Origin of the sequence: Kitasatospora sp. NPDC056181 (assembly GCF_042266225.1) — a bacterium.
Classification (GTDB): Bacteria; Actinomycetota; Actinomycetes; order Streptomycetales; family Streptomycetaceae; genus Kitasatospora.
Genome location: NZ_JBHJUK010000085.1, coordinates 1 through 26,201 on the forward strand (window position 1 = coordinate 1; position 26,201 = coordinate 26,201).

Consider the following 26,201-nt stretch of genomic DNA (forward strand, 5'->3'; position numbering starts at 1 on the left):
GATCAGGGGACGGTGACGATGATCTTTCCGCGGGTGTGCCCGTCGGCGTTCAGGTGCTGGGCGTCGGCGGCGCGTTCCAGCGGGAAGGTCGCGGCGACCTCGACGGTGAGCGCCCCGCTGTCGGCGAGCTCGGCGAGCGCGGTGAGGTCGGCGTGGTCCGGTCGGACGAACACGTAGCGCCCGCCGAGGGCCAGGACCGCGCCGTCGGCGACGGACGCCAGCCGCCCGCCGGGGGCCAGCAGGGCGGGCGAGGCCTGCAGCGCCTCGCCACCGATCAGGTCGAGCACGGCGTCCACGCCCTCCGGGGCCAGCCCCCGGACGCGGTCGGCGAGGCCTTCGCCGTACGTGACGGGCTCGGCGCCGAGCGTCCGCAGGTAGTCGTGGTTGCGCTCGCCGGCGGTGCCGATCACCCGGGCGCCGAGGGCGCGGGCGATCTGGACGGCCAGCGAGCCGACGCCGCCGGCCGCGGCGTGCACCAGGACGGTCTCGCCGGGCTTGACCGCGAGGGCACCGGTCAGGGCCTGGTACGCGGTGAGGCCGGCGAGCGGGAGGCCGGCGGCCTGCTCGAAGTCGAGGGCGGCGGGCTTGCGGGCCAGGGTGCGCACCGGGGCGGCGACGTACTCGGCGAAGGTGCCGCGGCCGACCATGTCCTCGCGGACGTAGCCGATGACCTCGTCCCCGGGCGCGTACTCGGTGACGCCGACGCCCACCTGCTCGACCACGCCGGCAACGTCCCAGCCGGGGATGACGGGGAAGACGGCGTCGAGCACGCTGTCCAGGTAGCCGGCCTGGATCTTCCAGTCGACCGGGTTGACCGAGGCGGCCCGGACCCGGACCAGGACGGCGTCGGCACCCAGCTTGGGCTCGGGCACGGTGCCGTACTCCAGGACGTCGGGGCCGCCGTAGCGCTGGTAGGTGATGGCCTTCATGGTGGTGCTCCCGGTGTTCCTGGACAAGAAGTTTTCACTGACTTGATGGTTGATATCCTCAAGTAACAGGTTCGACGGTAGAGCTCGATAATTGAATATGTCAAGCAATGCCCTCCGGGCCGGCGCTGTGACCCGGAGCACGTCGTCACGGTCGAGGCGGTCGGCCGCGTGCCGGGCGCCACGACGGGTGTGTGACGAGCCCCGGACCGATCTCATTGGTTCGCCCGCCTCGACCGGGGCCGGGCGGCATGATGTGTGGGGACGGGGTGGGGTGCCCGGCGGCGGACACGGCTCAACGGGTCGGGCGCCGGACACGGCAAGGCCGCTTCCCGCGAGGGCGGTCGGGAACTGCGCCTCGACGGCAGCGCCGGCCTCCTGCTGGTGAGCGACTACGCCGACCGGTGGCTCCCGACCCATCTGACCTGGCTGTTCGGCAACGCACTGCTCCACCGGTCCGCCGTCCGCACCTGAGCACGTCGGCCGCCGGCCCGCCGTCTGCCGGAGGCGGGCCGTGGGTCAGTCGCCGGGCGGGCGGTTCGCCAGGGCGAGGGCCAGGGTGAGGAGTTCCAGCAGCCGGGCGTCGCCGGTGAGGCGGGCCGCGCGGGCGGCGCGGCGGAGGTTCTCCACCGCGTCGGGGCGCAGGCCGGTGAGCGGGCGTTGGAGGACGGCACCGGGGTGGTCGAGGTCGTGGACGCGGCTGTGCCAGTCGAACGAGCGGCGGCTGCGCGGTTCGCCGACGGCCAGCTGTCCTCCGTAGGCGACGAAGCGGCCGTCGGGTGAGGCGTTGAGGACGGTGAGGTGTTCGCTGCCGGTGAGGGCGGGTGGGGCGGTGCGCGGGGCGAGGGTAAGTGCGTCGTGGTAGTGGACGCGCCCCTCGCTGTGGGCCTTGCCGCCGACCGTGTTCCACTCGGGAACGGCGAAGAGGTGTTGCAGCGGCGGCGTGTCCTGCCGGAGGACGGGCAGCATGCGGTGGTCCCGGAACTGCCAGAGGGTCAGCCCGCCTCCCCGCCCGGAGGTGAGCAGCCGGTGCCGGCCGACGAAGACCAGGTCGCAGACCGCGTCGGGCTGCACGGGTCCGCCGACGGCGAGGGGCCGTCGCAGCCGGGAGTCGGTGGCGACCAGCACGTGGCCGTCGCAGAGCACCAGCCGTTCTCCGGTGGGGTCGACGGCGATCAGGTCGCCGCGGGTGAGCCCCCAGGGCCGTAGGTCGACCTGGCGCAGGCCGTCCGGGTGGAGCGGGCCGGGCCCGTCGCCGACCAGGGCGGTCGGTCCGAGGCGCAGCCCGACGACGTAGCCGTTCGAGGTCGCGACCACCCGGGCGCCGCCGACGGCGTCTCCCCGGGCGAGGATCGCGGTGCCGTCGGTGCTGTGGCGGACCAGTTCGTTCGTCGGGCCGCCGTGGTCGGGTTGCCGGATGGCGACGACCTCGGAGGCGTCGATGCAGGCGATCGAGAAGTGGTTGGGCGGGCCGGTGTGCAGCGTGGTCAGCCCGCCGGACGGGAGGCCGAGGGTCTGGATCGCCTCCTGGTGGTCGTCGGTGATCGCGGCGACAGCGAGGGTACGGCGGCCGTGAGCGAAGGAGACGTAGTCCTCGTTGAAGAGGTCGAGCCGCGGCGGCAGCGCGCTGGTCGCGCCGGCGGCGGCAGCGGCGAGCAGGGTGGCGGTGCGGCGGCCGGGGAGCGAGCGCAGGGTGTCCAGGAGGTCGCGTTCGACCGCGTCCGAGGGGTTCCAGCGGCGCCGTGGGATGCGACGGGCGAGCCGGGCGGCGTCGGTGAGGCACGAGCGGCACACGGCCTCCCAGTAGGCGGGCCAGTCGCCGCGGCGGGCGTGGTGTTCCGCCGTCCGGAGGATGTCGTCACGGGTGGTCAGAGCCGGGCCGGTGCCGCCCCAGCCCTGTACCGCGATCGTGATGGCGGGGCGCAGGACGGGCCCGTCGTCGAGGCGGACCCGTGGGGAGCGTGCGTGCGCTTCCGGGTCCTCGGGCAGGCCCGCGGCGCGCAGGGTGTCGTTCTGACCGTGCAGGCCACCGAGCAGGCCGGTCTGGTGGGCGGCGGGATCCTTGTCGGCGAGGCGACGCCAGACCGCGACGGACTCGTTGCCCGCCTCGACGGCGTGGTCGTGGTCCCCGGCATCGGTGAGGCTGGCTCTCAGCAGGCCGAGTGCGGTGGCGAGCGGAGGCTGGTAGGTCAGGGGATTGTCGTCGGCGAGCCGACGGTAGAGCTCGACGGACTCCGCGATGGCGGCGACGGCCTCGTCGTGGCGTCCGGCGTGGGCGAGTTGGGTGCGGAGGTTGAGCAGGGCCATGGCGAGGTCGGCCTCGTGGTGTCCGGGGGCGGCGGCGGCCAGTTCGCGCCAGGTCCGGACGGCCTCGAAGGCCGGTCCGGTGCCGTCGCCGGGGGTGACGGAGTCGGTAGGGGCGTCTGTGGTGGGAGGGGCAGGGACGTCGTGGCGGGCCTCCTCCCCGGCATCACGCAAGGTCAGGGCGGCGCTGTTGGTGAGGGCCACGGCCAGGCCGGTACGGAACCGGGGGTCGTCCGCGGCCCGCCGGCGGTAGAGGCCGAGCGCCTCCTGATTGGCCTGGTGGGCCTCCGTCCACCGCCCGGTACGCTCCAGGACCACGGCGTGGTTGGCGAGCGCGGTGGCCAGGTCGAGGCCGTGCCGCTCCGGATCCCGGGTGTGGAGGCGGCGGAAGATGCGCACCACCCGGTCCTGGGCGGCGACCGCCTCGGGGTGCCGTCCGAGCCGGGAGAGCTGGTTCGCGTGGTTGGTCAGGGACTTTCCGACGTCGGCTTCGTAGGTTTCGGGTTGGTCGGCGGCCAGGCGTTCGAAGGCCCGCACCGCGCGCAGCCCGGCGCGGGCGGCCTCCTCGTGGCGGCCGAGAAGGGTCAGGTCGTTGCCGTGGTTGACCAGGATGCCGGCCTGCTCCGCCGGGCCCCCAGCCGTGTCGATCCGGTATTCCAGCAGGCGGATCCGTAGGACGGCATACGCGACGACCAGGTCGGGCGGGGTCGGGTCGGGCACGCAGGCGAGCACGTCCGCCAGCAGCTCGTCCTCGATGGAGGGCAGTCCGGCGAGCGCCAGCAGGGCGGGAGCACCGGCGGCCACAGCCAGGGCGGGATCCTCGTCGAGCAGCGGGTAGAGGCAGCGCGGTCCGACGTGCGGCCAGCGCCCGGCCGCAGCAGCGAGCATGGTGATGCCCCGGCCCGGCCGGCCGTCGTGCCGGGTGGTCACGGCGGCGGTCTCGGGGGCCCAGCGCTGCGCCGGGTACGAGGCGCGGTGGCCGGGCAGGGTGAGGGCGACGAAGTCCTCGGCGAGGCGGTCGGGGTACAGGGGTTCGAGGACGGTACCGCGCGCGGGGTCGGGCGGCGGGTAGCAGACGGCATGGTCGGCGAGGACGTCGGCGGTCGGGCGACCGAGGCGCAGCGCGTCGAGCAGGGCGGTACCGGAGTCGAGGGCACGGGGGCCGGAGAGGGCGGCGGTGAAGACGGCGCGGTTCATCTCCGCGGGCGGGGTGCCGATCCGCCCGTGGCGCTCCTCCCGGTGCAGTCGTGCCCAGTTGAGCTGTTCGCGGTCCAGGAGGTAGAGGGCCAGCCCGGCCGTCCTTGTCATGCCGGGTACGTCGGTCGACCCGATCGGGAACGACCCGATCGGGAACGACCCGATCCGACCGGCGAGACCGGCCGGATCCGCCGGGGGAGCGGGGGTCGGCCGGCCGGTGGCGTACGCGTCGACCGTGACCAGGGCAGCCATGTGCACGGCCAGGGCCAGCCCGAACTCCGGATGCTCCAGGTCGACCGCACCGGTGGGCGGCGGGATCCCGTAACGGGCGGCGAATCCGTCGAGGGCGGCCCGGTACATGGTGCGGCGTCCGTCGTGGTGGCCCCCGGTGGTCCCGGCGCCGCCGCCCGGCGGCGCGGAAGAGCCCGGGGGATCGCCGTCGTCGAGCGGTGGAAGTGGCTGGTCCGAGGCCGAGACCTGCTGGTTGGCCAGCGAGGCCCGCAGGGCGGGCCAGGAGTCCGTACTGCGGGCGAGCAGCAGGATGCGGGTCGGCAGGTCGGCGCGGTGGAGCAGTGCATTGCTGAAGAGCCAGGTCAGGGAGGTCAGCGGCCAGCGGTCGGCATAGTCGACGAGGAGAAGCAGTCCGGTGGAGCCGTCCGGTCGCAGGTCCTGGCTGCCGGGCGGCGGCAGGACGCTCCCGGGGCCTTCGGTGGCGGTGACCACCGTCCACCCGAGGGCCAGCAGTGCTCGCGCCAGCTCGTGCGCCAGCCGCGTCTTGCCCTGCCCGCCGGGACCGTGCAGCCAACGGGCCGCCAGGCGCGGGCCCTGCGTGCACCAGGCCCCCAACTCGACCATCTCCCGCTCGCGGCCGGTGAACTCGACGACGGCGAAACGGGCGTTGAGCATCCGGCTGGGCTGCTCGCGCAACCAGGAGCCGTCGAGTTCCGGCGGGGGCTGCCAGTTCTCCAGGACGTACAGCGGCGTGCCGTCCCCGAAGACGTGGATGTCGGCGCCGATCACCCCGTAGGCGAACCCGCCGGCGGCGGTGACGTGCTGGGAGCTCACTCCGTTCCGCCGGGCTCCCGGTGGACGATCACGTTGCCGCCCTGCGCGGCGAACACCTGCGAGTGGTCGTGGGCAACCACGTGCTGGACCCACCGCTGCTCGGACTCGGGCAGCGAGCGCCGCATCCGCTCGGTCAGATCGCCCAGCTCGCCCGCGAGTTCGGGATGCTCCCGCAGCAGTTCCTGGAGCCGCAGCTGCCAGCCGGGCAGCAGGCTGCGCCGGGCCAGCTCCGTGTCCTCGGCCCGCGCCACCAGGGCGGCGTCACCGTCCAACTGTGCGGCGACCAAGGCGATGTGACTGCCGGGACCGGGCGGGGTCTCCTGCCCGCTCTCCGCGTCTGCGGCGGGAGTGCCGCGTCCGAAGAGCCGCAACACCCCGGTTCGGGTGGTCTGCCAGGCGTCGGTCGCCATCGCCCCGACCAGAGCCGTCGACCCGGCGGTGGCCACCGCCACCAGAGATTCCGCCAGCATGCCTCAGCCGATCCGTCGTGTCCGTCCGATGGGCTCCATGCTGTCACCGATTCCCCGGCCGCGACCAGTAGTTGTGCGGACTCGGGGGCCGGGCGGGGAGCGGTCACAGGCTCTCGCGAAGGGGCACGCGGCCCCGGAAGGGGTGGGCTCGCCGCGCGTCGCGGGGGAGTGGAGGGTGCTGCGGCTGTGTCGTCCGGGTGGGCGCGGTGTCGGGCCGGTGCGCGACCGGGGCCGGCGTCCGTCCGGTGGTCGATGCCGGCCCTTGGGCGGTTCGACCGTCGGCGGGCCCTCCTGTGGTTCGTCGACGTTCTTCCTGGCCGGCCGATTCGGTACGGGATTTCGCCGGGCTTTCCGCCGGTCGGCGGCGTGGGTTCGATTCTCGGGCCCGTGATCGTCGGGGACTTCGGTGCCGTTCCGGTGCGGAGCGTCTCCGGTGCCGTGCGGCGGAGGGGGCTCCGCCCGTATTCCGAGGGAATTCCGGAGCATGCCGATCGGGTGCACACGGCAGAGGGGGGAGTTCCGGATGTACGCCACTCTTCGGAGTCGTTCGGTTGCTCAATGGAGTCGCTGGGGTTGCAGGGGCCTGCCCTGGCGAGCCCCGCCTCGTTCACATGTCAACCACACGTTCTTGAAGCAGCATCCTCAACAGTCATTGTGGCTACGCATGTTCGAAGGTAGAGTCCCGGCTCGCCGAGCACCGACAAGGGCTCGCAGGGCATTCTTTGGGGCGGGCATGACAAATAACCGCAACATCCACGGGGCCACTTCCGACTTGATTGACGCGTTCACGGAAACCGTGAGTCGATTTTCCGCACGACCGGCGATCGTCCACCATGGACACTCCCTGAGTTATCGCCAACTCGACATGTTGGTACGCACATTGGCCGAACAGCTCGGCGCCGCCCCGGGGGTGGTCGCCGTTCCGGCGGTCCACACGCCGGATGCGGTGGTCGGGCTGCTCGGTGTGCTGGCGGCCGGCGGCGTGTACTGCCCGGTCGATCCGGCCTTTCCGCCTGAGCGCCGGCAGGCCATGTTGGCGGCGGTCGGCTGTCGCACCGTACTGGCCCGCGCCGCGGGCACCGCCGCGGGCGCCGCCACGGCCAATGTCGCAGCCGCCGCCAACGGCGCGGACGGCCGGCCCGATCCGGACAACCCGGGCGTGAGGCTGGTCGGCCTACCGCGATTAGCGGTTCCGGACACCGCGGATCCGGCGGCGGATCCGCGAGCGGGCGCGCGGCAGCCGGGCGAGCCACGGGCGGGCGAGTCGCACCGGGCCGAGCCGGACCAGCCGGCCTATCTCCTGTTCACGTCGGGTTCGACCGGGCAGCCGAAACCCGTCGTGACGCCCCGCCGGGCGATCTCCGTGTCCGTCCGGGCCCTGCGCAAGCTGTTCGGGCTGGCACCGGACGACCGGGTGCTGCAGTTCGCCTCACTGAACTGGGACACCTGCTTCGAGGAGATCCTTCCGACGCTCACCACGGGCGCAGCTCTCGTCCTCGACGAAGAGGCGCACTCCGGCTCGTTCCCCCGGTTCCTGCGGATGGTCGAGTACGAGCGGATCACCGTCCTGGACCTGCCGACCGCGTTCTGGCACGAGCTGATGCTCCACCTCGCGGAGGAGCGGCGGACGCTCCCCGACTCCGTCCGGTTGGTCGTGATCGGCGGCGAGGCGGCCAGTCCGGCCCGGCTCGCCGACTGGGCCGCCCTGGCCACCGGCCGGATCCGGCTGCTCAACACCTACGGATCCACCGAGACCACGTTGATCACCCATGCCGTCGACCTGCACGGGCCGCAGGCGCCCGGGCGGGCACGGCCGTGGGCGGCCGGTGACCCGGTGCCGATCGGCCGCGCGCTGCCACACGTCCTGGAACGGATCGGCGAGCAGGGCGAGTTGCTCGTCGGCGGGGGTGCGGTGGCGCTCGGGTACCACGGGCTGCCGGAGGCCACGGCGGCGCGGTTCACCGTGGCCGACGGGGTTCGCTGGTTCCGCACCGGCGACCGGGTGAGTCGCGAGCCGGATGGTGTGCTGATCCACCGGGGAAGGGTGGACGGCGAGTTGAAGGTCCGCGGCATCCGGGTCGACCCGGCCGAGGTCGAGGCGGAGATCGCCGGCCACCCGGGCGTCGCCGCGGTCGCCGTGGCCGGGGCGACGCTGGCCGGCCGGTCGGCCCTGGTTGCCTACGTGGTCCCGCGCCAGGGCTCCGTGGCAGGCGCGCTGGACGCCGACGTTCGCGCCCACCTGCGCGGCCGGGTCCCCGGCCATCTCGTGCCCAGCCTGATCACCGTCGTCCCCGAGCTGGTGCTCACCGCGAGCGGCAAGGTCGACCGCGGGGGCTCGCACCGCCGCTACTCGACGGACGGGCCGGGCTCGGAGCAGGCCCCCGGACCCGGACCGGTCCCGTCCCACTGTTAAGTCTTTCGTCAAAGTCCTTCCTGCCCAGAGGTGTTGGGGGAAGGACGCCCCCCGCCGTCCGGTCGTGAGGCGCCCACCCCGGCCTCGGCGATGCACGTACCCCAACGCCGCCGCACCCCGGGACGGGTGTGGGCGGAACACGCCCTGCGCGGCCGGACCGGCCCCTCGGCGGGTCATCACCGGGTGCCCCACAGGCGCACCCGTAGGTCAAAGGAGAGCACTCATGAGCAGCGTTGACACCACGTCCGCAGACGCGGAGGGCGTGGCGGCGATCTTCCGCCGCGTCCTGGAGAACGCCGCCGTCGCGGCGGACTCGGACTTCTTCCTCCTCGGCGGCGACTCCCTGATCGCCACCCGGGTGTTGAGCGCCGTCGCCCGCACCTACGGGGTCGAGCTGTCCTTCGAGGACTTCCTGCTCGCACCGACGCCGGCCGGCCTCGCCGAGCTGATCGCGAACGTCGGATGAGCGGCCGCATCGGCGGTCCCGTCACCACCGCCGTCGTCATCGGGGCCGGGACGGCCGGGCTGGTCGCCGCGGCCGGGCTCGTGGCCCGCGGAGTCCAGGTCACCGTGCTGGAGGCGCGGGACCGGGTCGGCGGCCGGACGCACGGCATCGAGGTGTCCGCCGGCGCCTGGGTGGACGCCGGGGCCGCCTACCTCGGCGACCGGCACACCGAACTCCGCGCGCTCCTCAAGGAGTTGGACCTCGCCACCACGCCGACCACGATGCTCGGCGCCAGCCGCTTCGCCCTCGGCGGTACCGGGGGCGGCACCGAGGGTGGTACCGGGGGCAACGGCGGAGGCAACGCCGGGGGCAGCTCCGGCGAGGGGGGCGACGGGCACGTCACCCGGGGCGGCCGGTTCCCGCCGCTCAACGCCGTGGCGCTCGGCGACCTCTTCGACCGGCTCGCCGAACTCACCGCCGCCGTACGGCCGGACGCGCCGTGGCTCACCCCGGACGCGGAGCGGCTGGACACCCTGACGGCCGCCGACTGGGCCGAGCGGGAGCTGTCCCACCCGGACGCCAGGCTCTTCTTCCCGCTCTTCCTGGGCGAGATGATGGCTGCCGACCCGGCCGACGTCTCCGTCCTCCACATGGCCTTCTACCTCCGCTCGGGCGGCGGCCTGCGGTACCTCAACGCCTTCGAGGGCGGTGCCCAGCAGGACCGGGTGGCCGGCGGCGCGCACCTGCTCTGCGAACGGCTGGCCGCCCGGGTGGCCGCTTCGCCCCACGGGCGGCTGCGGCTCGGCGAGCCGGCCCGGGCGGTCCGCCAGGACGACGACGGGATCACCGTCCGTACGGCACTGGGCGAGTACCGGGCGGACGTCGCGGTGGTCGCACTGCCGCCGCTGCTCGCCGACGCCCTCGAACAGCACCCCGCACCGGTCACGCCCCGCTCGGGCGAACGGACGGGACGCGGCTGCGCGGTGAAGGTCCACCTGGTCTACCCGACGCCGCTCTGGCGCGAGCACGGGCTCTCCGGCTGGTCGGTCAATGCCGAGGGCCCGCTGCTCTCGACGGTCGACGACTCGCCGGCCGCGACCGGGACCGGCGCTCCGACCGGCGAGTCCGCCGATGTACGGACCGGTGTTCCTGCCGGCGTACTGACCGGGTTCGTCACCGGCGCCGAAGCGCACCGGTTCGCCGCCCTGGGCCCGGCGGAGCAGCGAGCCGAGGCGGTCGCGCAGGCCGCCCGGCTCTTCCCGATGCTCCCCGCGCCGATCGGCTTCCACGTCACCGACTGGGTCAACGAGCCTTACAGCAAAGGCTGTTACGCCGCCCTCTTCGGTCCTGGCGACTGGCTGCGGCTCGGGCCCGCACTGACCGCCCCGCACGGCCGGGTGCACTGGGCCGGCACCGAGACCAGCAGCGAGTACTTCGGGCTGCTGGAGGGTGCGGTGCGCTCCGGCCACCGCGTGGTCGCGGAGATCCTCGGCCGCCCGGCCTGAGCAGCTCGCGGCCTGAACACCTTCCGGCCTGAACACTTCCGGCCCGAGTGCTGACCGGCCCGAGTACCGACCGGCCTCATGGGATCCGGCCCGATCAACGCCCGGCCGTACACCTCCCCGGCCCTACACCTCCCCGCCCGCACACCTCCCCGGCAGGACGGCGGAGCAACGTCGCGGCAACGCCGGCGCACGCACCTCTCCGCCGAGCACGTGATCTCCCACACCGCCCAGCCAGCCCGTCCGTCCGTTCCACGAGAACCGGCCGCGGGTCACCCCCCCTCACGGAGACCGTCATGAGCAACCAGAGTTCCCAGCCGAGCCCCGTCGCGCCCCTCGCCGCCCGCGAGCGGCTGATGACCGAGCCGGACCTCGGCGCCGGCAACTTCCTCGACCACGCCATCGCGGTGAACCCGCACCGCGCGGTCCCGTTCGCCTACAGCCACCACACCGACCACCGCGGCGCCGTCGTGCTGCGCGGCCACAGCCTGCTCGACCTCGCCGCCCTGCGCGACCGGTACGCCGCCTGGTACCACGCCAACGGCGTGCGCCCCGGCGAGCCGGTGGCCGTGGTGATCGGCGAGGGACTGGAGCCGCTGCTGCACTTCCTCGCGCTGACCGCGCTGGGGGCCGTCCCGGCCCTGGTCAACGACGCGATGCGGCACGACGTGATGGTCCGCTACCTCAACCACGTGGGTGTGGTGGGCGTGGTCGCGGACGACACAACCCGGCTGGCCGCCGCCTACCGCCAGGACCCGCAGCGCCGGCCCCGTTTCCTCGCGCTGGCCGCCGAGGTACAGGCCTTCGACGCGGACGCCTCCGGCGGGCTCCCCGAGGTGTACCCGTACCGGCACGCGGCGGACGACGTGGTCGCGCTGATCCACTCCTCCGGCACCACGGGCACGCCCAAGTCGACGATGCTGGGGCACCGCCAGTTCTGGGACGGCAAGCAGCCGCGCATGGTGCGGTTCCCGGCCGAGCCGTACGACCGGTTGATGTCGCTGATGCCGCACACCCACGCGGGCGGCCTGAGCTACTTCCTCACCGCGACCCTGCTCGGCCTGCCGACCGTGGTCATGGCCGACTGGCGGCGCTCGGTGGTCGAGCCGGTGATGGAGGCGTTCCGGCCGACCATGGTGGCCTCCTTCCCGCGCACCTTCGTCGAACTCGCCACCGGGGAGCTGCCGGTGAAGGGCGCCGCCAAGGTGCACTCCTGGTTCAACACCGGTGACAGCGCGCACTACGGGCACATCCGCCGGCTGGTCCGGCTGGGCGAGCGCCCGGCCGGCCTGATCAGGCCCTGGCTGCTGCCGAGCGAGAAGGCCGAGCAACCCGCCCTCCCCGGTTCGCAGTTCGTCGACGGATTGGGCTCCTCCGAGATGGGCATGGCGCTGTTCGGCCAGGTGACCACGCCGGAGAGCACCCGGGACGACCGCTGTGTCGGCATGCCGCTGGAGGTGGTGCGCCGGGCCGCGGTGCTGGACGCGGACGGAGGGGAGGTCCCGGACGGAGTGGTCGGGCTGCTCGCTGTGGACACGCCGTCCCGCACGCCCGGCTACTGGAACAACGCCCGGCTCACCAGCAGCTTCGAGCTGGCCGGCTACTGGCTGACCGGGGACGTCGCCCGCCGCGACACCGAGGGCCGGTTCTACCACCTCGACCGCACGGTGGACGTCATCGACACCACCTCCGGCCCGGTCTACAGCCTGCTGATCGAGGAGGTGCTGCTCGCCGACTGCGCCGACCTGGTGCGGGACTGCTCCGTCGTCGGCGTGCCCGGAACGGCCGGCGAGGGTCAACTGCCCGTCGCGGTCGTCCAGTTGCAGGCGGAGGCCGAGGACGTACGGGCCGAGGACGTCCTGGAGGCCGCCAACAAGGCGCTCGCCGGCGCCGGTCTGGCCGCGCTTGCCGCCGTCCGGATCGCCCGTACGGCGGAGGAGTTCCCGCTCGGGCCCACCGGCAAGGTGCTCAAGCGCGAGCTGCGCACCCGCTTCGCCACCCTCTTCTCCGGCCAGTAGCGCCGGGATGGACCACCCCGTACCCCCGCGCTCCCAAGGTCCGGTGGGCACCGTGGCGCAGCAGCCGTACCAGTACGTCCGGACGCCGTTGGCCGAGCCGGACTGGCGCCGACTGCCGGGCTGGCGCGGCGTGACCGAGGCCCAGTGGCGGGACGCCCAGTGGCAGCGGGCGCACTGCGTCAAGAACGCCCGGCAGCTGCGGTCCGTCGCCGGCGCGCTGCTGACCGACACCTTCTACGAGCAACTCGCCTCCGACCAGGCCGAGTTCGCGACCATGCCGATGCTTCTGCCGCCGCAGATGCTGAACACCATGGCCGCGCAGGCCCCGACCGAGCCGCACGCCTTCACCGAGGCCTTCCTGGCCGACCCGGTCCGCCGCTACATGCTGCCGGTGCACGCGGACCGGCACCCGCGGTGGCCCAGCCACCCGAAGGCCGAACGCGACTCGCTGCACGAGGCACAGATGTGGGTGGTGGAGGGCCTGACCCGTCGCTACCCCACCAAGGTGCTGGCCGAGCTGGTCGCCACCTGCCCGCAGTACTGCGGCCACTGCACCCGGATGGACCTGGTCGGCACCTCGACGCCCCAGGTCACCAAGGCCAGACTGGTGCTCCGGCCGGCCCACCGCCAGGAGCAGATGCTCGACTACCTCAAGCGCACCCCGGCCGTGCGCGACGTCGTGCTCTCCGGCGGCGACCTCGCCAACGTGCCCTGGCCGCAACTGGAGTCGTTCCTGATGCGGCTGCTGGAGCTGGAGTCGGTCCGGGACATCCGGCTGGCCAGCAAGGCGGTGGTCGGGCTGCCGCAGCACTGGCTGCAGCCGCAGGTCCTCGACGGCGTCCACCGGGTCGCCGCGCTGGCCGCCCGGCGTGCCGTCAACCTCGCCGTGCACACCCACGCCAACCACGTCCGGTCGGTGACCCCGCTGGTCGCCGAGGCGGCCCGGGCGCTGCTGGACGCGGGCGTGCGGGACGTCCGCAACCAGGGCGTGCTGATGCGCGGCGTCAACGCGACCCCCGAGGACCTGCTCGACCTCTGCTTCGCACTCCAGGGGGAGGCGAACATCCTGCCCTACTACTTCTACCTCTGCGACATGATCCCCAACGCCGAACACTGGCGGACCAGCGTGCACGAGGCGCAGCGGCTCCAGGAGGCGATCATGGGCTACCTGCCCGGCTACGCCACGCCTCGGCTGGTCTGCGACGTGCCGGACCTCGGCAAGCGCTGGGTGCACCAGGCGGTCGGGTACGACCGCGAGCGCGGCATCTCCTACTGGACCAAGAACTACCGCACCGAGCCGGAGGTCCGTGACCCCGCCGGCGGGGCCCCGCTCGACCGCCGCCACCCGTACTACGACCCGGTGGACACCCTCCCGGAGGCCGGCCGCCGCTGGTGGGCTGACCGGGTCGACCGGGCTGACCGGGCCGACCGGGCCGACCGCGCGGCGAGCGCCGCACCGGCCCCGGCCGTGCAGCCCGCCCCCGCCGGACCTGCCGCGTACGCCGGGCCTCCCGAACCCCATGCGTACGCCGGACCCGCCGCGCCCCTGCCGACCCCACGGACCACCGGACCCACCGGACCCGCCGGACCCGCCGGACCCACCGGTCCCCGATCCGCCGGACCCGCCGCGCACCCGCCGACCCCACGGACCACCCCGGAAGGAGCACGGTGAACCCCACCGGCCCCGCGAACGACCCCGGCCCGCTGCGCCGGATGTGCTGGATCTTCCCCGACCGCGAGTCCACCCGGATGACGGCGACCTGGCACCACTTCTTCTGGGACCTCTACGCCGAGACCGCCGAGCAACTGGGCCTCACGTGGTGCCGGCACGCGCCGGACGCGGTCACCGTGGACGCCACCGACCCGGCCCGGCCGCTGGTCTACGTGGACGAGGAGCCGGTGACCCCGCAGGACACCCTCTTCATCACCGCGCTCTACTCGCTGCCCTACCAGTCGATGGACGTCTTCAACCAGTACGCGCTCTACGCGGTGCTCGAACAGGCCGGCTTCTACCTGCCGTTCCCGCCGCAGGTCTCGCTGATCGGCAACGACAAGCTCGCCACCGTGCTGCACCTCGCCGACTCGCCGGTGCCGCCGATCCCGTCGGTCCGGATCGGCACCGGCCGGGACATCAGCAAGCACCAGTACGAGGTCGCCCTCGGCAACCTCACCTACCCGGCCATCGTCAAACCGGCCGGCTGGTGCGGCGGCGGCGGGATCAACCTGGCCCGCGGGCCGGAGGACATCCGGGGTCTGGCCAGCCTCGCGCAGGGCGGCGACACCACGCTCGTCGCCCAGCCGTACCTCGGCGACGGCACCGTCGACTACCGGGTCTACGTGGTCGACGGCGAGCCGTACGCGGTGATGAAGCGGATCCCGGAGCCCGGCTCGCCGGTGGCCAACGCCAGCCGGGGCGGGACGATGGAGTTCCCGCCGGTACCGCCCGAACTGGCAGAAGCCACCGCCTACTTCGCCGAGAAGCTGGCGATCCCGTTCTTCTGCGTCGACTTCCTGTACGACGGCGAGCGGTACTGGTTCTCGGAGCTGGAGCCGGACGGGGTGATCGCCCCGGACTGGTCCGACCCGCACCGGACCCTCCAACGGGACATCACCAGCGCCCGGTTCACCGCCTACCGGGACGCCCACGCGAAGTGGCTCGCCAACCGCACCCCCACCACCCCACGGACGGACCCCCGATGACCGACACCTTCTCCCTGCCGCCCGAGGCCGCTGCTCCACATCTTCCCGTGGCCGCCCGGGCGTTGGAGCGGCTGCGGACCGTGCCCGCGCTGGCCCCGCGCTACGCCGGCCTGCCGGGTGCGGTCAGCTCCCTCGACGAGCTGGCCGCCCTTCCGCCGCTGGCCAAGGACGACCTGAACGTCGCCCTGGCCCACCTGGAGCCGCGCTCCGAAAACGGTGCCACCTGGCTGTTCCAGAGCGGCGGCTCCACCGGCGCTCCGAAGGTCGGGTACGCGCCCACCGGCTTCTACATGGCCGGGGTGCACGCGCACTGGCAGCCGCTCGACCGCGACGACACCTTCGTCAACGCCTGGGGTGCCGGCCGGATGTGGGGCGCGCACTTCCTCGCCGCCGCGCTGGCCGACCTGGCCGGCTGCCGGGTGATCGCGCTCGGGTCCGTCACCCGGGAGGAGTACGGGGACTGGCTGGGCCTCCTCGCCGACCAGCAGGCCACCGCGATCGGCGGGACACCCAGCGTCCTGCGGCTCTGGTTCGCGCACGCCCGCGCCGCCGGGCTGAAGCTGCCCGCCCTGCGCAAGGTGCTCTGGCTCGGCGAGGCCTGGCAGCCGCAACTCGCCGACGACCTCGCGGCCGTCGCACCTCAGGCCCGCCGCTGGGGCATGTTCGGCTCCACCGAGACGTGGGTGGTCGGCACCAACACCCCGGACTGCCCGGCCGACACCTTCCACCCCCTGCCCGAGCAACTGGTGCACGTCGGCCCGGACGGGCTGCTGGACTTCACCACCCTCAACCCCGACATGCTCAACCCGGTCCTGCGCTACCGCACCGGCGACGCGGGGGAGCTGACCGCCTGTCCGTGCGGGCGGCGGGGCCGGGCGATGCGGGTCCTGGGCCGGCGCGACAGCGTCGTCCAGGTGCGCGGTCTCGGCCTGCACGTGGACGAGCTGGTCGCCCGGGCGGAGCGCGAGCCGGGCGTCTCCCGGGCGCAGGTGGTGATCACCGAGAACGGCGGCCGGGCCACCGGCGTGGACGTCCTGCTGCTGACCGACCCCGGCACGGCCGTGGACACCGACCGGCTGCGCGCGGAGCTGTTCTCCGCGACCTTCACGCTGAGCACCGCCTTCCAGCACGACCCGGAGGACTTCCGGGTCAGCGCGGTCGGCGAGCTGGTCGGCAACGACCGCACCGGCAAGACGGCCGGCTTCGTGGTCCGCACGGCCGAGGAGGAGGCCTCGTGAAGGCCCGCCGCCCGGCCGACCTGGGGCGCGGCTTCAACCTGTTCTGGGCAGGCCAGACGGTCAGCGTGGTCGGCGACCGGATCACCGTCTTCGCCGTCCCCACTCTGATGATCTTCGTCCTGCACGCCTCCGCCCTCCAGGTCGGCGTGGTGGCGATGGCCCAGTACCTGGGCATCCCGCTGCTCGGTCCGGTGGCCGGCGTGCTGGTCGACCGCTGGAACAAGCGACGGACGATGCTCGTCTGCGACCTGATCCGGCTGGTCGCCGTCGCGGTGATCCCGCTGGCCCACTGGCTGGGCTTCCTCTCCACCCCGCTGCTGTTCGGCTGCGTCGCGGTGATCAGCGGCGCGACGATCTTCTTCAACGTCGGCTACCTGATCGCCGTCCCCGCCGTGGTGGAGGAGGACCAGATGGTCCGCGCCTACTCCCGGCTGGAGGGCAGCGGCTCGGTCTCCGAGGTGGCCGGCCCCTCGATCGCGGCGGCCCTGTACAGCGCGCTCGGCGTGGCCGCACTGCTCGTGGACGCGGCCAGCTACCTGGTCTCCGCCGCCTGCTTCCGGTCCATGAAGCCGTGGGGCGATCGCACGGTCGTCGAGGGCACGGTCTGGGAGCGGCTGACCGCCGGCTTCCGGATGAACTGGGCCGATCCCGTGCTGCGCCGGGTGGTGCTGGCGGCCGTCACCCTCAACTGCGGCGGACCGGTCTTCGTCACCGTGCTGCCGGTGCTCGCCTACCGGGGCATGGGGGTCTCGGTCGGCGTCTTCGGCGCGGCCATGTCGGTCGGCGCGGTGGGCGCGCTGGCCGGTGCGGTGATCGCCCCGCGGATCAGCGAACGGTTCGGCCTGGGCCGCACGCTCGCCTGGTCGCTGCTGCTGCACTGCCTGGTCGGCCTCGGCGTGCTGGCCGCGCCCGCACTGCCGGCCGGGCCGGTGATCGCGGTGACCATGGGCTGCTACGGCTTCTTCATGTCCTGCATCAACGTGTGCAGCGCGCCCACCCGGCAGTCCCGGATGTCCGCCGAGCACCAGGGCGTGATGCACGCGGCGTTCCGCACCGTCACCTGGGGCGTGATCCCGCTGGCGGCCCTGCTCGGTGGTCTGGCCGTCTCGGCGCTCACCGGCCCCCTGGGCATCCTGGACGCGGCGCGCTGGACGATGGCCGGCGGCACCCTGCTGGCGGCCTGCTCCTTCCTGCCCGCGCTCGGCATCCAGGCCCGGCTCGACGCCGCCGCCCGAGCGCAGAAGGAACCCGCCGACGCGGAGCCCGGGTTGACGGAGCCGGCGCGATGAGCGGGCCGGTCGTCCTGATCACCGGCACCTCATCCGGGATCGGCCTGGCCACCGCCGTCGCGGCCGCCCGGGCCGGGTTCACCACAGTGGCCACGCTGCGCGAACCGGCCCGCGGCGCGGCGCTCACCGAGGCGGCCGGGCGGGCCGGCGTGACCCTGGACGTCCGCCGGCTCGACGTCACCGACGCCGACTCCGTGGCCGCCTGCGTGGACGGCGTGGCCGAGACCTACGGACGGCTCGACGCGGTGGTCAACAACGCCGGCGTCTCCAACTTCGACCCGACGCTGGAGATGTCCACGATGGCCGCGCTGCGGGCCAATCTGGAGGTGAACTTCTTCGGCGTCATCGCGGTCAGCCGCGCCGCGCTGCCGCTGCTGCGCGCCTCGGCCGGCCGGCTGGTGACCGTCGGCAGCGTGCACGGCGTCGTCGGCCAGCCCTTCAACGAGGCATACTGCGCGGCCAAGTTCGCCGTCGAGGGGTTCATGGAGAGCCTCGCCCCGGTGGCCGGGGCGCACGGCGTGCGGGTCTCCGTCGTCGTGCCCGGCTTCGTACCGGACACCGCGTTCGGCGTCTTCCCGGACATCGACCGCACGACCATCCTGGCCGCCTCCGGCCCGTACGCGCCCACGTTCGCCGACCACCTCGCCTGGGTCGGCGGCCAGGGCTGGGAGGCGGCCGGACAGTCGGCCCGGGAGGTCGCCGAGGTGGTCGTCCGGACCCTGCGCGCCGAACGGCCCGCCTTCCGCGTGCCCACCAGCGACTGGGCCGCCGCGTACCTGGAGCAGAAGCTCGCCGACCCGGACGGCGCCGCCGTCCAGACCCTCGCCCGCACCTGGATCGGCCGCCCCGAGTCCGGCTGACCCCGTGCCCGGCTGACCCTGTGCCCGGCCCCGAGTCCGGCCCCACGCCCGGCCCTGCGCCTGGCCCCGTGCCCGGCCCTCACACCCCGACCGTACGTCCCGATCCTGTGCCCGACCGACGCCCCGACCGCACGTCAGGAGAGCCCGTGCCCGCCAAACCGCTGCCCGAGCTGATCGACTTCGCCCGGCGCAACTCCCCGTTCTACGCCGAGCTCTACCGGGACCTTCCGGCCCGCGTCGAGCGTCTCGACCAGCTCCCCGTCATCGAGCAGACGGCCTTCTGGGCCGCCAACTCCTGGCCGGACAACCGGCTGCTCACCGGACCGCTGCTGGACGCCGGCGTCTACAAGACCGGCGGCACCACCGGCGTCCCGAAGTTCTCCCCCTGGTCGCGCACCGAGCACACCGACTCGGTGACCGCCTTCGGCGCGGGCCTGGTCCAGGCCGGTCTCAGGCCCGGGCACCGGGTGGCGAACCTGTTCTGCGCCGGCGAGCTGTACGGCGGCTTCCTGTACATCGAGAACGCCCTGCACCACGCACCGGTGGACAACGTCCGGCTGCCGGTCGGTGCCGCCCCCGACGCCTACGTGGCCGCCCTGATCGAGGACTTCGGCGTCGACGTGCTGGCCGGCGAGCCGATGAAGCTCAGCTCGGTCGCCGAGTACCTGGTCAGGCAGGGGAAGGCCAGCGAGCGCGTCGAACTGCTGCTCTTCGGAGGGGACCTGCTCTTCGCCGACCTGCGGCCGATCCTCTCCCGGGCCTTCCCCAAGGCGGCCGTCGCCTCGATCGGCTACGCCTCGGTGGATGCCGGGCTGGTCGGCGCGCCGGTGCCGGGCGACGACGTCCGGGTGCACGAGGCGTTCCCGAACCGCACCGTGGTGGAGCTGGTCGACGACGTGAGCGGCGAGCCGGTCACCACTCCGGGGGTGCCGGGCCGGGTGGTGGTCACCAACCTGTTCCGCACCCTGATGCCGATCCTCCGCTACCCGACCGGCGACCGCGCCGAGTGGGTCGACGTCGAACGCGGGCGGTTCCGGCTGGTCGGCCGGTCGGGCGAGGGCGCCCGGGTCGGCACGGTGGCCATGCCGACCGAGGAGATCCGCGCCGTGCTGCTCGCCAACGACCCGGACCAGGTCGTCTCCGGCATGCAGCTGGTCCAGCGCCGCTGGGACGGCAGGGACGGCCTGATCCTGCGCCTCGGCTGCACCGAGGAGCCTCCGCCCGGCCTGAGCGAGCGGCTCGTCGAGGCGGTCTACCGGGCCCGGCCGCTCTACCCCGACGAGGTGGCGGCCGGCGCGATCCACCACCTCACCGTCGAATGGGTGCCGCGCTCCGGGCTGACCACCAACCCGCGCACCGGCAAACTCCAGCAGGTCGTGGACGAGCGCCCGCCGGCCTAGCCGCGAGTCCGCTCCGCCGGCGCATCGGCGCACTGGCGCACCGGCTGACCGGGCGGGGGATCGGCCCCCGCCCGGTCAGCCGGAGTGCGGCTTCCCGGCGAGCATCACGCTCTGCCCGCGGAACTCCGCGACCACCTTCTCCGCGGAGTTGCGCACCGTCACGTCGTAGATCCCGCTCCGCCCGGACCGGACGCGCTCCACCGCCTCGGCGGTCAGCTCGTCCCCGACCTCCGCCGGGGCCAGGAAGGTGACCTGAGCGGCCTGGGCCACCGTCACCGGGCCGTAGCTGTTGCAGGCGTAGGAGAACGCGGCGTCGGCGAGCAGGAAGAGGTAGCCGCCGTGCGCGATGCCGTGGCCGTTCACCATGGCCGGAGTCACCGTCACGCGCATCCGCGCCCGCCCGGAGGACACCTCGTCGAGCGCGATGCCCAGCCCCTGGCACGCCCCGTCGCGCTCGTACAGCGCGGCCATCCGCGCGTTGAGCCCGGCGGATTCCGCCGCCGCCATCGTGTCCGCACCCATGACTTCCTGCTTTCCCCCGGGAACAGCCCGAAACGGCCGCCGTCTCCTGCCTCCGCAGTGCCTCCGCAGTGCACCCGCATTACACCGAGCACCGTGACGGGCTGTCAATGGCTCACCGGGTGGACGGAATCCGCTGTCAGGAGCTCGTGAGGACGACGAGTTGCCGGGTCGCGCGGGTCATCGCGACGTAGCGGTCGACCGCGCCTTCGATGCCCTCGCCGAACGCCTCCGGGTCGACGAGGACGACCAGGTCGAACTCAAGTCCCTTGGACAGTTCGGGAGTCAGCGACCGGATGCGGGGCGTCGTCGGGAACCCGGGATCGCCGATGACGCAGGCGACGCCGTCGGTGTTCGCGGCGAGCCAGGCGTCGAGGACGGAGTCCAGGTCGGCAACGGATCCGTGCACGACCGGGATGCCGCTGCTGCGGACGGAGGCCGGCACGTTGGCGTCCGGGAGCACGGCCCGGATGACCGGCTCGGCCTCGGCCATGACCTCTTCCGGCGTCCGGTAGTTGATCCCCAGCGAGGTGGTCTCGATCCGGTCGAACCCGACCCGGTCGAGCCGCTCCCGCCACGACTCGGTGAACCCGTGCCGGGCCTGGGCGCGGTCCCCGACGATGGTGAAGCTCCGCGAGGGGCAGCGGAGCAGCAGCATCTGCCACTCGGCGTCGGTCAGTTCCTGGGCCTCGTCCACGACGATGTGCGCGAACGGGCCGGCGAGCCGGTCCGGGTCGGCGGCGGGCAGGGCGGTCTCGTCGATCAGGCTGTCCTGGAGGTCCTGCCCGCGCAGCATGGTCACCGCGCCCTCACCGTCGTCGTCGGCCTCCAGCAGGCCGCTGATGACGTCGGCCCTGCCGGCGCGTTCGGCGGCGACGGCGGCCTCGTGCCGGCGCTTGCGGGCGGACGCCTGCGGGTCGCCGAGCCGCTGTCGTGCCGCGTCCAGGAGCGGCAGATCGGACACCGTCCAGGCCTGGGCGTCCTTGCGCTGGAGCTTGCGGACCTCGTCGGGGCTCAGCCAGGGGGCGCACTTGCGCAGGTAGGCGGGTACCGACCAGAGGTCCCCGACGAGGTCGGTCGGTTCGAGCATCGGCCACGCGCGGTTGAGGGCCGTGATCAGCTCCCTGTTCTGCAGCAGCGACCGGCGGAGCAGCTCTGGGGAGGCGTCGCTGTCGTCCTTCTCGACCAGGATCGTCAGCAGCTCCTCCCGGACCTGGTCGCGCGCCTCGTTGTGCGGCGTGCCCGGCTCCGGCGCCCCGAAGGCCGCGGCCCAGTCGTCGGCGCTCAGCCAGATGTCGGACCAGTGGGTCTCGACCGTCATCCCCTCGGTGGGCGGCTCCTCGTAGATGCCGACGGCCGGCTCGATCGCCCTCACCATGTCCGCCGACGACTTCAGACGGGCCACCTCCGGGTCGGACTCGACCGCCGCCTTCGCCCCCTCCGCGACGAGGTCCCGCAGGGTGCAGGTCTGCACGCCGTCCTCGCCGAGGCTGGGCAGGACGTCGGCGACGTAGGCCAGGTACGGCTGGTGCGGACCGACGAAGAGCACGCCGCCGCGACGGTGGCCGAGACGGGGGTCGGAGTGGAGGAGGTAGGCGGAACGGTGCAGGGCGACGACGGTCTTCCCCGTGCCCGGACCGCCGTCGACGACGAGGGCGCCGCGGGAGCCCGCGCGGATGATCGCGTCCTGGTCGGCCTGGATGGTGCCGAGCACGTCCCGCATCCGCGCCGACCGGTTGGTGCCGAGGCTGGCGATGAACGCGGACTGGTCGTCGAGCGCGGCGTGCCCTTCGAGCCCGTCCGCGGTGAACACCTCGTCCCAGTAGTCGCTGATCCGGCCGCGGGTCCAGCGGTACCTGCGACGGCTCGCCAGACCCGCCGGGTTGGCGTGGGTCGCCGCGAAGAACGGCTCGGCCGCGGGGGAGCGCCAGTCGATCAGCAGCCGGCGGCCGGTGCTGTCGGTGAGGCCGAGCCGGCCGACGTACACGGGCTCGGGGTCCTCGGTGCTGACGATGCGTCCGAGGCACAGGTCCAGCCCGAAGCGGCGCAGGGCGCGCAGGCGGGCGCTCAACCGGTGGACCTCCGCGTCGCGGTCCATCGCCTCCCGGCCGATGCCGCCGGGTGCCCTGCGCGCGTCGTCGAGGAGCTCCGACAGTTCGGCGATGGCCTGTTCGAGGCTCTCCTCGATGGCCGCGAAGTGCTGCTCGTCGCCGGCGATCAGTGCCGGGTCGGCCTTGGGGGAGAGGCGGTCGGGAAGGTCGAACGCACTGGTGGTCAAGGAATTCATCTCAGCGGCTCCGATCCGAGGTCGTACCCGCGAACACCGGCGGCACGCACGCCGCCCCATGAACCGACAACAGCAGCTGCACTTCGTGGATCTCCCGTTTCCGCAGGTTCTGGCCTCGGTGAGCGATTCTGCGGTACGAGGGGGGCCTTGCCGCAAGGCCCCCCGTGCGCTATAGGTTAGAAGTGGCAAGGAGTGGGTTCTCCTCCTTGCACCTCCCCTTCCTCCGCCCGCCGCCGCGGACGCGGCGCTGGCCGACCGAAGGCCGCTACGGTGCGTGTTGTCGATGTCCGACGGCCCACCTCAGGTGGTGCGGCGGGCCAGCAGACGGTAGGCGTTGGAGAAGCCGGTGCGGCCGGCGACCGGAGCCAGGAGGCGGTCGAGCAGCATCGCGGCGACCAGGAGAGGGGCGCCGGCCAGGAGCAGTGCCGGACGCAGGACCCGCCGCAGGCGCCCGGGAGGCCCGCCGGGATGCCAGGGTGCGTCCTCGCGCGGGGCGAGGCGGTCCAGGAACAGCCAGACGGCGGCCAGCAGGTCGATCGGGTCGTGCGCCTCGCCGTGCTGTTCCAGCACCACGGTGAAGCCGAGGGCCTCCAAGCGGCGGCGCAGGTTGGCGGCGGGGGCCAGGTGCAGGTGCTGCGGCTGGAGCCAGGGCAGCCACCACCGCCCCAGCAGGCGCGCGGAGCGGCTACGGGGGTCGGGGACCTCGATCAGCAGCAGCCCCCCGGGGCGCAGCACCTGACGGGCCGAGGCGAGTTCCCGCGAAGGGTCCGTGGTGTGTTCGAGGTAGTGGAGCATGCTCACCACGTCGTACAGCCCGGCCAGCCGGGGAGCGAGCTCGGGGAGCTCGCCGCGCAGGCCGCGCCGCAACCGGCCGGCCCGCTCGGCCAGTTCGACGCCCTGACTGTGGTCCAGTCCGTCGAACGTGGTGCTGGGGAAGACGTCGCGGGCGGTGGTGCAGAAGTGGCCGTGTCCGGTGCCGACGTCCAGCCAGTACCGTGGGGCCGGATCGTGCGGAAGCACCGAGCGGGCCTGCTTCCGGTGGACGCCGGTACGGGCCGAGAAGGTCTTGCCGAGGCGTTCCTCGCCCAGGCCGTCGTAGAAGTCGCGGTAGTAGAACTCCAGTCCCTTGGCGTTCAGTTGGGGGTTCTGGAAGGTGTGCCCGCAGTCCTCGCAGGTGTCCAGGGTGAAGCGGCCGGGTTTGTGCTGGAGCAGGTCGGTGGTGCGCAGGCGGGTGCGCAGCGCGGCGGAGGCGCACCAGGGGCAGTCGGTGCGGCGTCGGTGGAAGAACCGGTCGGTGCCGTGGGCCAGGTCGGCCTGGTAGGCGGGGCGCAGGGCGGCGACGCGTTCGGTGGGGTGCGCTGTCGTCCCGCGGGCGGGCGCTTGTTCCGGGTCTGCCGTGGTCATCGGGGCGGTTCCTCCACAGGTTCGGGCAGGGGGCGGGTCAGCCGTTCGAGGTGGGTGGCGGCAGCGGCTGCACCGCCGGCGGCTCGGAAGGAGTCGCCGATGCGGCGGGCGGCCGCGCGGTGGGCGGCGTTGTCGATGACCTCGTCGAGGGCCCGGCCGAGGCGGGTGGCATCGGGGCGGCCGAACCGCACCCGGATGCCGGCGCCGGACGCCGCCACCTGTCCGGCCACCACCGGTTGGTCGTCGCGGATCGGTGCGACGACCAGGGGGACGCCGTGCCACAGGGACTCGCAGACCGTGTTGTGGCCGGCGTGGCAGACCACCGCGTCGAGGTGTTCCAGCAGCCGCAGCTGCGGGACGGTGGGGAGGACCAGGACATCGGCGTCGGGAGGCGGGGCTCCGAGGGCGTGGCCCGGATCGGCGATCACCGTCTGCAGGCGGTGGGAGCGCTCCTGCACGGCTCGGTGACAGGCGGTCAGGAAGGCCGTGCCGGTGTCGGCGTTGGCCGTGCCGAGGGTGACCAGGGCGGTGGCGCGGCCGGGGTCCAACCATTCCCAGGGGAAGGGCGGTTCGGTGGGGCGGGGGGCGATGGCCGGGCCGACGAAGCGGATCGGCCGGTCGATGGTGGCCGGTCCGGTCAGCTCCGGTGTGGTGAAGGCGAGCACCAGGTGCGGGGAGAAGCGGGGGTCGGTGGTCCGGCCGGGGGCGCCGATGCGTCCGCGCAGTCCGTCGAGGAGTCCGCGGATCCAGGCCTCGACCAGGGGCAGGCCCGCCAGGGCGCCGGTGAACTCGGCGGAGGTGGTCGCGCAGGTGGCCCAGGGCAGGCCGTGGCGTTCGGCGACCAGTGCGCCGGCGACGGCCTGCTGGTCCACCACGAGGACGTCGGGGCGGAACCGGGCGATCGCGGCCTCGATGCCGGGGGCCATCGCGTCGGCGAGGGGGATCAGGAAGCCTTCCCACAGGTACTTCAGAGCAGCGGTGCCGCGGAGGTCCGGCGGGCGCCGGTAGGCCTCGTCGAGCGGGCCGGGGGGAGCGGTGCGGTCCGCCGACGGGAGGACGGCACAGGGGTGGATCTCGGCTTCCGGCCCGGCCAGGGGGGCGATCGCTTCGGGCAGGGCGGCCCAGGCGGTGCGGTGGCCTCGGGCGGCGAGTTCGGCCGCGACGCCGACGGCCGGGTTGATGTGTCCGACCAGGGGCGGGACGACGAAGAGGAACCGGCTCACCGGGTGCTCCCTTCGGCGGCCCGGCTGCCGACCGGTCGCGCGGACGCCTGCGCGGACGCCTGGGCGACCGGTCGATCGGACGGGTGCGCGACCGGTTGAGCGGACGCCAGAGCGGACGCCTGTGCGGACGACTGCGCGGACGGGTGGCGCAGGTCGACGCCGTGTTCGGCGAGGAAGGCGAGCGTGAGGTGGCGGACCGTGTCGGGGGTCTCGACCAGGACGGAGTGCTCCTGACCGGGGACGGTGACGCTCCGGCAGTTCGGCAGCAGCTGTTCGAGCCGGGCGGCCTGCTCGGCCAGGTCCGAGCGCGCGCCGTAGACGGCCAGCACCGGGCAGGCGATGGCGCGCAGGGCGGCCTCGGCGGGCAGCCGGCTCACCGGGATGTCACGGGCCATGGTCGTCTCGGCGAGCAGGGAACCGGCCGTGCGGGCGAGGCGGGCGGTGTGGGGGCCGCGGCGCCGGGCGATCCACGTCAGGACCTTCTCCCGGGCCAGCTTGCGCTCGGCGTCCGCCAGGATGCCGTCCAGTTTGGCCGCCCAGGCCGCCGAGGCCGGTTCGGACTCGATGGCCAGGATCCCGGCGACCAGCTCGGGGCGGCGGGCGGCGAGGGCGAACGCCACGGTGCCGCCGAAGGAGTTGCCGACCAGGTGCACGGGGCCGGGGATGCCGAGGCGGTCCAGCAGGCGTTGGAGGTCGTCGGTGAAGTGCTCCAGCCGGTAGCCGGTGGCGGGCCGGGCGCTGCGACCGTGGCCGCGGTGGTCGTACATCAGCACGTCGAGGCCGGCGGACGCGAGGGTGGGGGCCAGGGTGAAGTAGAAGCTGGCGAGGCTGTCCGTGAGCAGCCCGTGCAGCAGGACGACGGTGGCCGCCGGTGGACCGCCGTCCTGCGGGCTCAGCCGCTGCACGTGGCAGCGGAGCCCGTCCAGGTCGATGAAGGCCAT

18 protein-coding genes are annotated in these 26,201 nt (G+C 73.7%); 10 read left to right on the forward strand and 8 right to left on the reverse strand.

The window, feature by feature from the left end:
* Nucleotides 1-2: 2 nt before the first annotated feature.
* The 3 genes from ACFC1F_RS27605 to ACFC1F_RS27615 all read right to left on the reverse strand — a co-directional run bounded on the left by ACFC1F_RS27605 (nt 3) and on the right by ACFC1F_RS27615 (nt 5,962).
* Nucleotides 3-929 (reverse strand): NADP-dependent oxidoreductase, encoded by a 927-nt coding sequence (locus ACFC1F_RS27605; RefSeq protein WP_376162289.1) that lies wholly within the window; start codon nt 927-929, stop codon nt 3-5.
* A gap of 516 nt (nt 930-1,445) precedes the next feature.
* A complete protein-coding gene (locus ACFC1F_RS27610) occupies nt 1,446-5,492 on the reverse strand; it encodes a tetratricopeptide repeat protein (RefSeq protein WP_376162259.1) in 4,047 nt (1,348 codons plus the stop codon).
* Complete coding sequence (locus tag ACFC1F_RS27615) at nt 5,489-5,962, reverse strand: hypothetical protein (protein ID WP_376162261.1); 474 nt, start codon at nt 5,960-5,962, stop codon at nt 5,489-5,491. Before ACFC1F_RS27615 ends, ACFC1F_RS27610 begins: the two co-directional genes overlap by 4 nt.
* 733 nt (nt 5,963-6,695) lie before the next feature.
* Here ACFC1F_RS27615 and ACFC1F_RS27620 point away from each other — a divergent pair.
* From ACFC1F_RS27620 to ACFC1F_RS27665, 10 genes are all read left to right on the forward strand, one after another.
* Nucleotides 6,696-8,375 (forward strand): AMP-binding protein, encoded by a 1,680-nt coding sequence (locus ACFC1F_RS27620; RefSeq protein WP_376162263.1) that lies wholly within the window; start codon nt 6,696-6,698, stop codon nt 8,373-8,375.
* 223 nt (nt 8,376-8,598) lie between these two features.
* Entirely contained in the window at nt 8,599-8,841 is a 243-nt protein-coding gene (locus ACFC1F_RS27625; protein WP_209416709.1) for a phosphopantetheine-binding protein, read from the forward strand.
* Complete coding sequence (locus ACFC1F_RS27630; protein ID WP_376162265.1) at nt 8,838-10,325, forward strand: flavin monoamine oxidase family protein; 1,488 nt, start codon at nt 8,838-8,840, stop codon at nt 10,323-10,325. Before ACFC1F_RS27625 ends, ACFC1F_RS27630 begins: the two co-directional genes overlap by 4 nt.
* A gap of 293 nt (nt 10,326-10,618) precedes the next feature.
* Nucleotides 10,619-12,340, forward strand: coding sequence for a class I adenylate-forming enzyme family protein (locus ACFC1F_RS27635; RefSeq protein ID WP_376162267.1), 1,722 nt, complete (start codon nt 10,619-10,621; stop codon nt 12,338-12,340).
* Between the two features lie 52 nt (nt 12,341-12,392).
* Nucleotides 12,393-14,012, forward strand: coding sequence for a KamA family radical SAM protein (locus ACFC1F_RS27640; protein WP_376162269.1), 1,620 nt, complete (start codon nt 12,393-12,395; stop codon nt 14,010-14,012).
* Complete coding sequence (locus ACFC1F_RS27645) at nt 14,009-15,040, forward strand: RimK family alpha-L-glutamate ligase (RefSeq protein WP_376162271.1); 1,032 nt, start codon at nt 14,009-14,011, stop codon at nt 15,038-15,040. Before ACFC1F_RS27640 ends, ACFC1F_RS27645 begins: the two co-directional genes overlap by 4 nt.
* Nucleotides 15,037-16,278, forward strand: a complete 1,242-nt coding sequence (locus ACFC1F_RS27650; RefSeq protein ID WP_376162273.1) for an AMP-binding protein — start codon at nt 15,037-15,039, stop codon at nt 16,276-16,278. The genes ACFC1F_RS27645 and ACFC1F_RS27650 overlap by 4 nt, the downstream gene beginning before the upstream one ends.
* Nucleotides 16,275-17,567: an MFS transporter gene (locus ACFC1F_RS27655; protein WP_209416704.1), complete on the forward strand. Its 1,293-nt coding sequence runs from the start codon at nt 16,275-16,277 to the stop codon at nt 17,565-17,567. Before ACFC1F_RS27650 ends, ACFC1F_RS27655 begins: the two co-directional genes overlap by 4 nt.
* Nucleotides 17,564-18,427, forward strand: coding sequence for an SDR family NAD(P)-dependent oxidoreductase (locus ACFC1F_RS27660; protein WP_376162275.1), 864 nt, complete (start codon nt 17,564-17,566; stop codon nt 18,425-18,427). The genes ACFC1F_RS27655 and ACFC1F_RS27660 overlap by 4 nt, the downstream gene beginning before the upstream one ends.
* A gap of 146 nt (nt 18,428-18,573) precedes the next feature.
* Nucleotides 18,574-19,827 (forward strand): phenylacetate--CoA ligase family protein, encoded by a 1,254-nt coding sequence (locus ACFC1F_RS27665; protein ID WP_376162277.1) that lies wholly within the window; start codon nt 18,574-18,576, stop codon nt 19,825-19,827.
* Nucleotides 19,828-19,902: 75 nt separating this feature from the next.
* On the opposite strand, the gene paaI is transcribed toward ACFC1F_RS27665, so the two are convergent.
* The 5 genes from paaI to ACFC1F_RS27690 all read right to left on the reverse strand — a co-directional run bounded on the left by paaI (nt 19,903) and on the right by ACFC1F_RS27690 (nt 26,201).
* Nucleotides 19,903-20,349 (reverse strand): hydroxyphenylacetyl-CoA thioesterase PaaI, encoded by a 447-nt coding sequence (paaI, locus tag ACFC1F_RS27670; protein WP_245206128.1) that lies wholly within the window; start codon nt 20,347-20,349, stop codon nt 19,903-19,905.
* A 136-nt stretch (nt 20,350-20,485) separates the two neighbouring features.
* Nucleotides 20,486-22,633, reverse strand: a complete 2,148-nt coding sequence (helR, locus tag ACFC1F_RS27675; RefSeq protein WP_376162279.1) for an RNA polymerase recycling motor ATPase HelR — start codon at nt 22,631-22,633, stop codon at nt 20,486-20,488.
* 300 nt (nt 22,634-22,933) lie between these two features.
* Nucleotides 22,934-24,037 carry a class I SAM-dependent methyltransferase gene (locus tag ACFC1F_RS27680; protein WP_376162281.1) on the reverse strand — a complete coding sequence of 368 codons (1,104 nt, stop codon included), beginning with the start codon at nt 24,035-24,037 and terminating at the stop codon, nt 22,934-22,936.
* Nucleotides 24,034-25,260, reverse strand: coding sequence for a glycosyltransferase (locus ACFC1F_RS27685; protein ID WP_376162283.1), 1,227 nt, complete (start codon nt 25,258-25,260; stop codon nt 24,034-24,036). Before ACFC1F_RS27685 ends, ACFC1F_RS27680 begins: the two co-directional genes overlap by 4 nt.
* Entirely contained in the window at nt 25,257-26,201 is a 945-nt protein-coding gene (locus ACFC1F_RS27690; RefSeq protein WP_376162285.1) for an alpha/beta fold hydrolase, read from the reverse strand. The genes ACFC1F_RS27685 and ACFC1F_RS27690 overlap by 4 nt, the downstream gene beginning before the upstream one ends.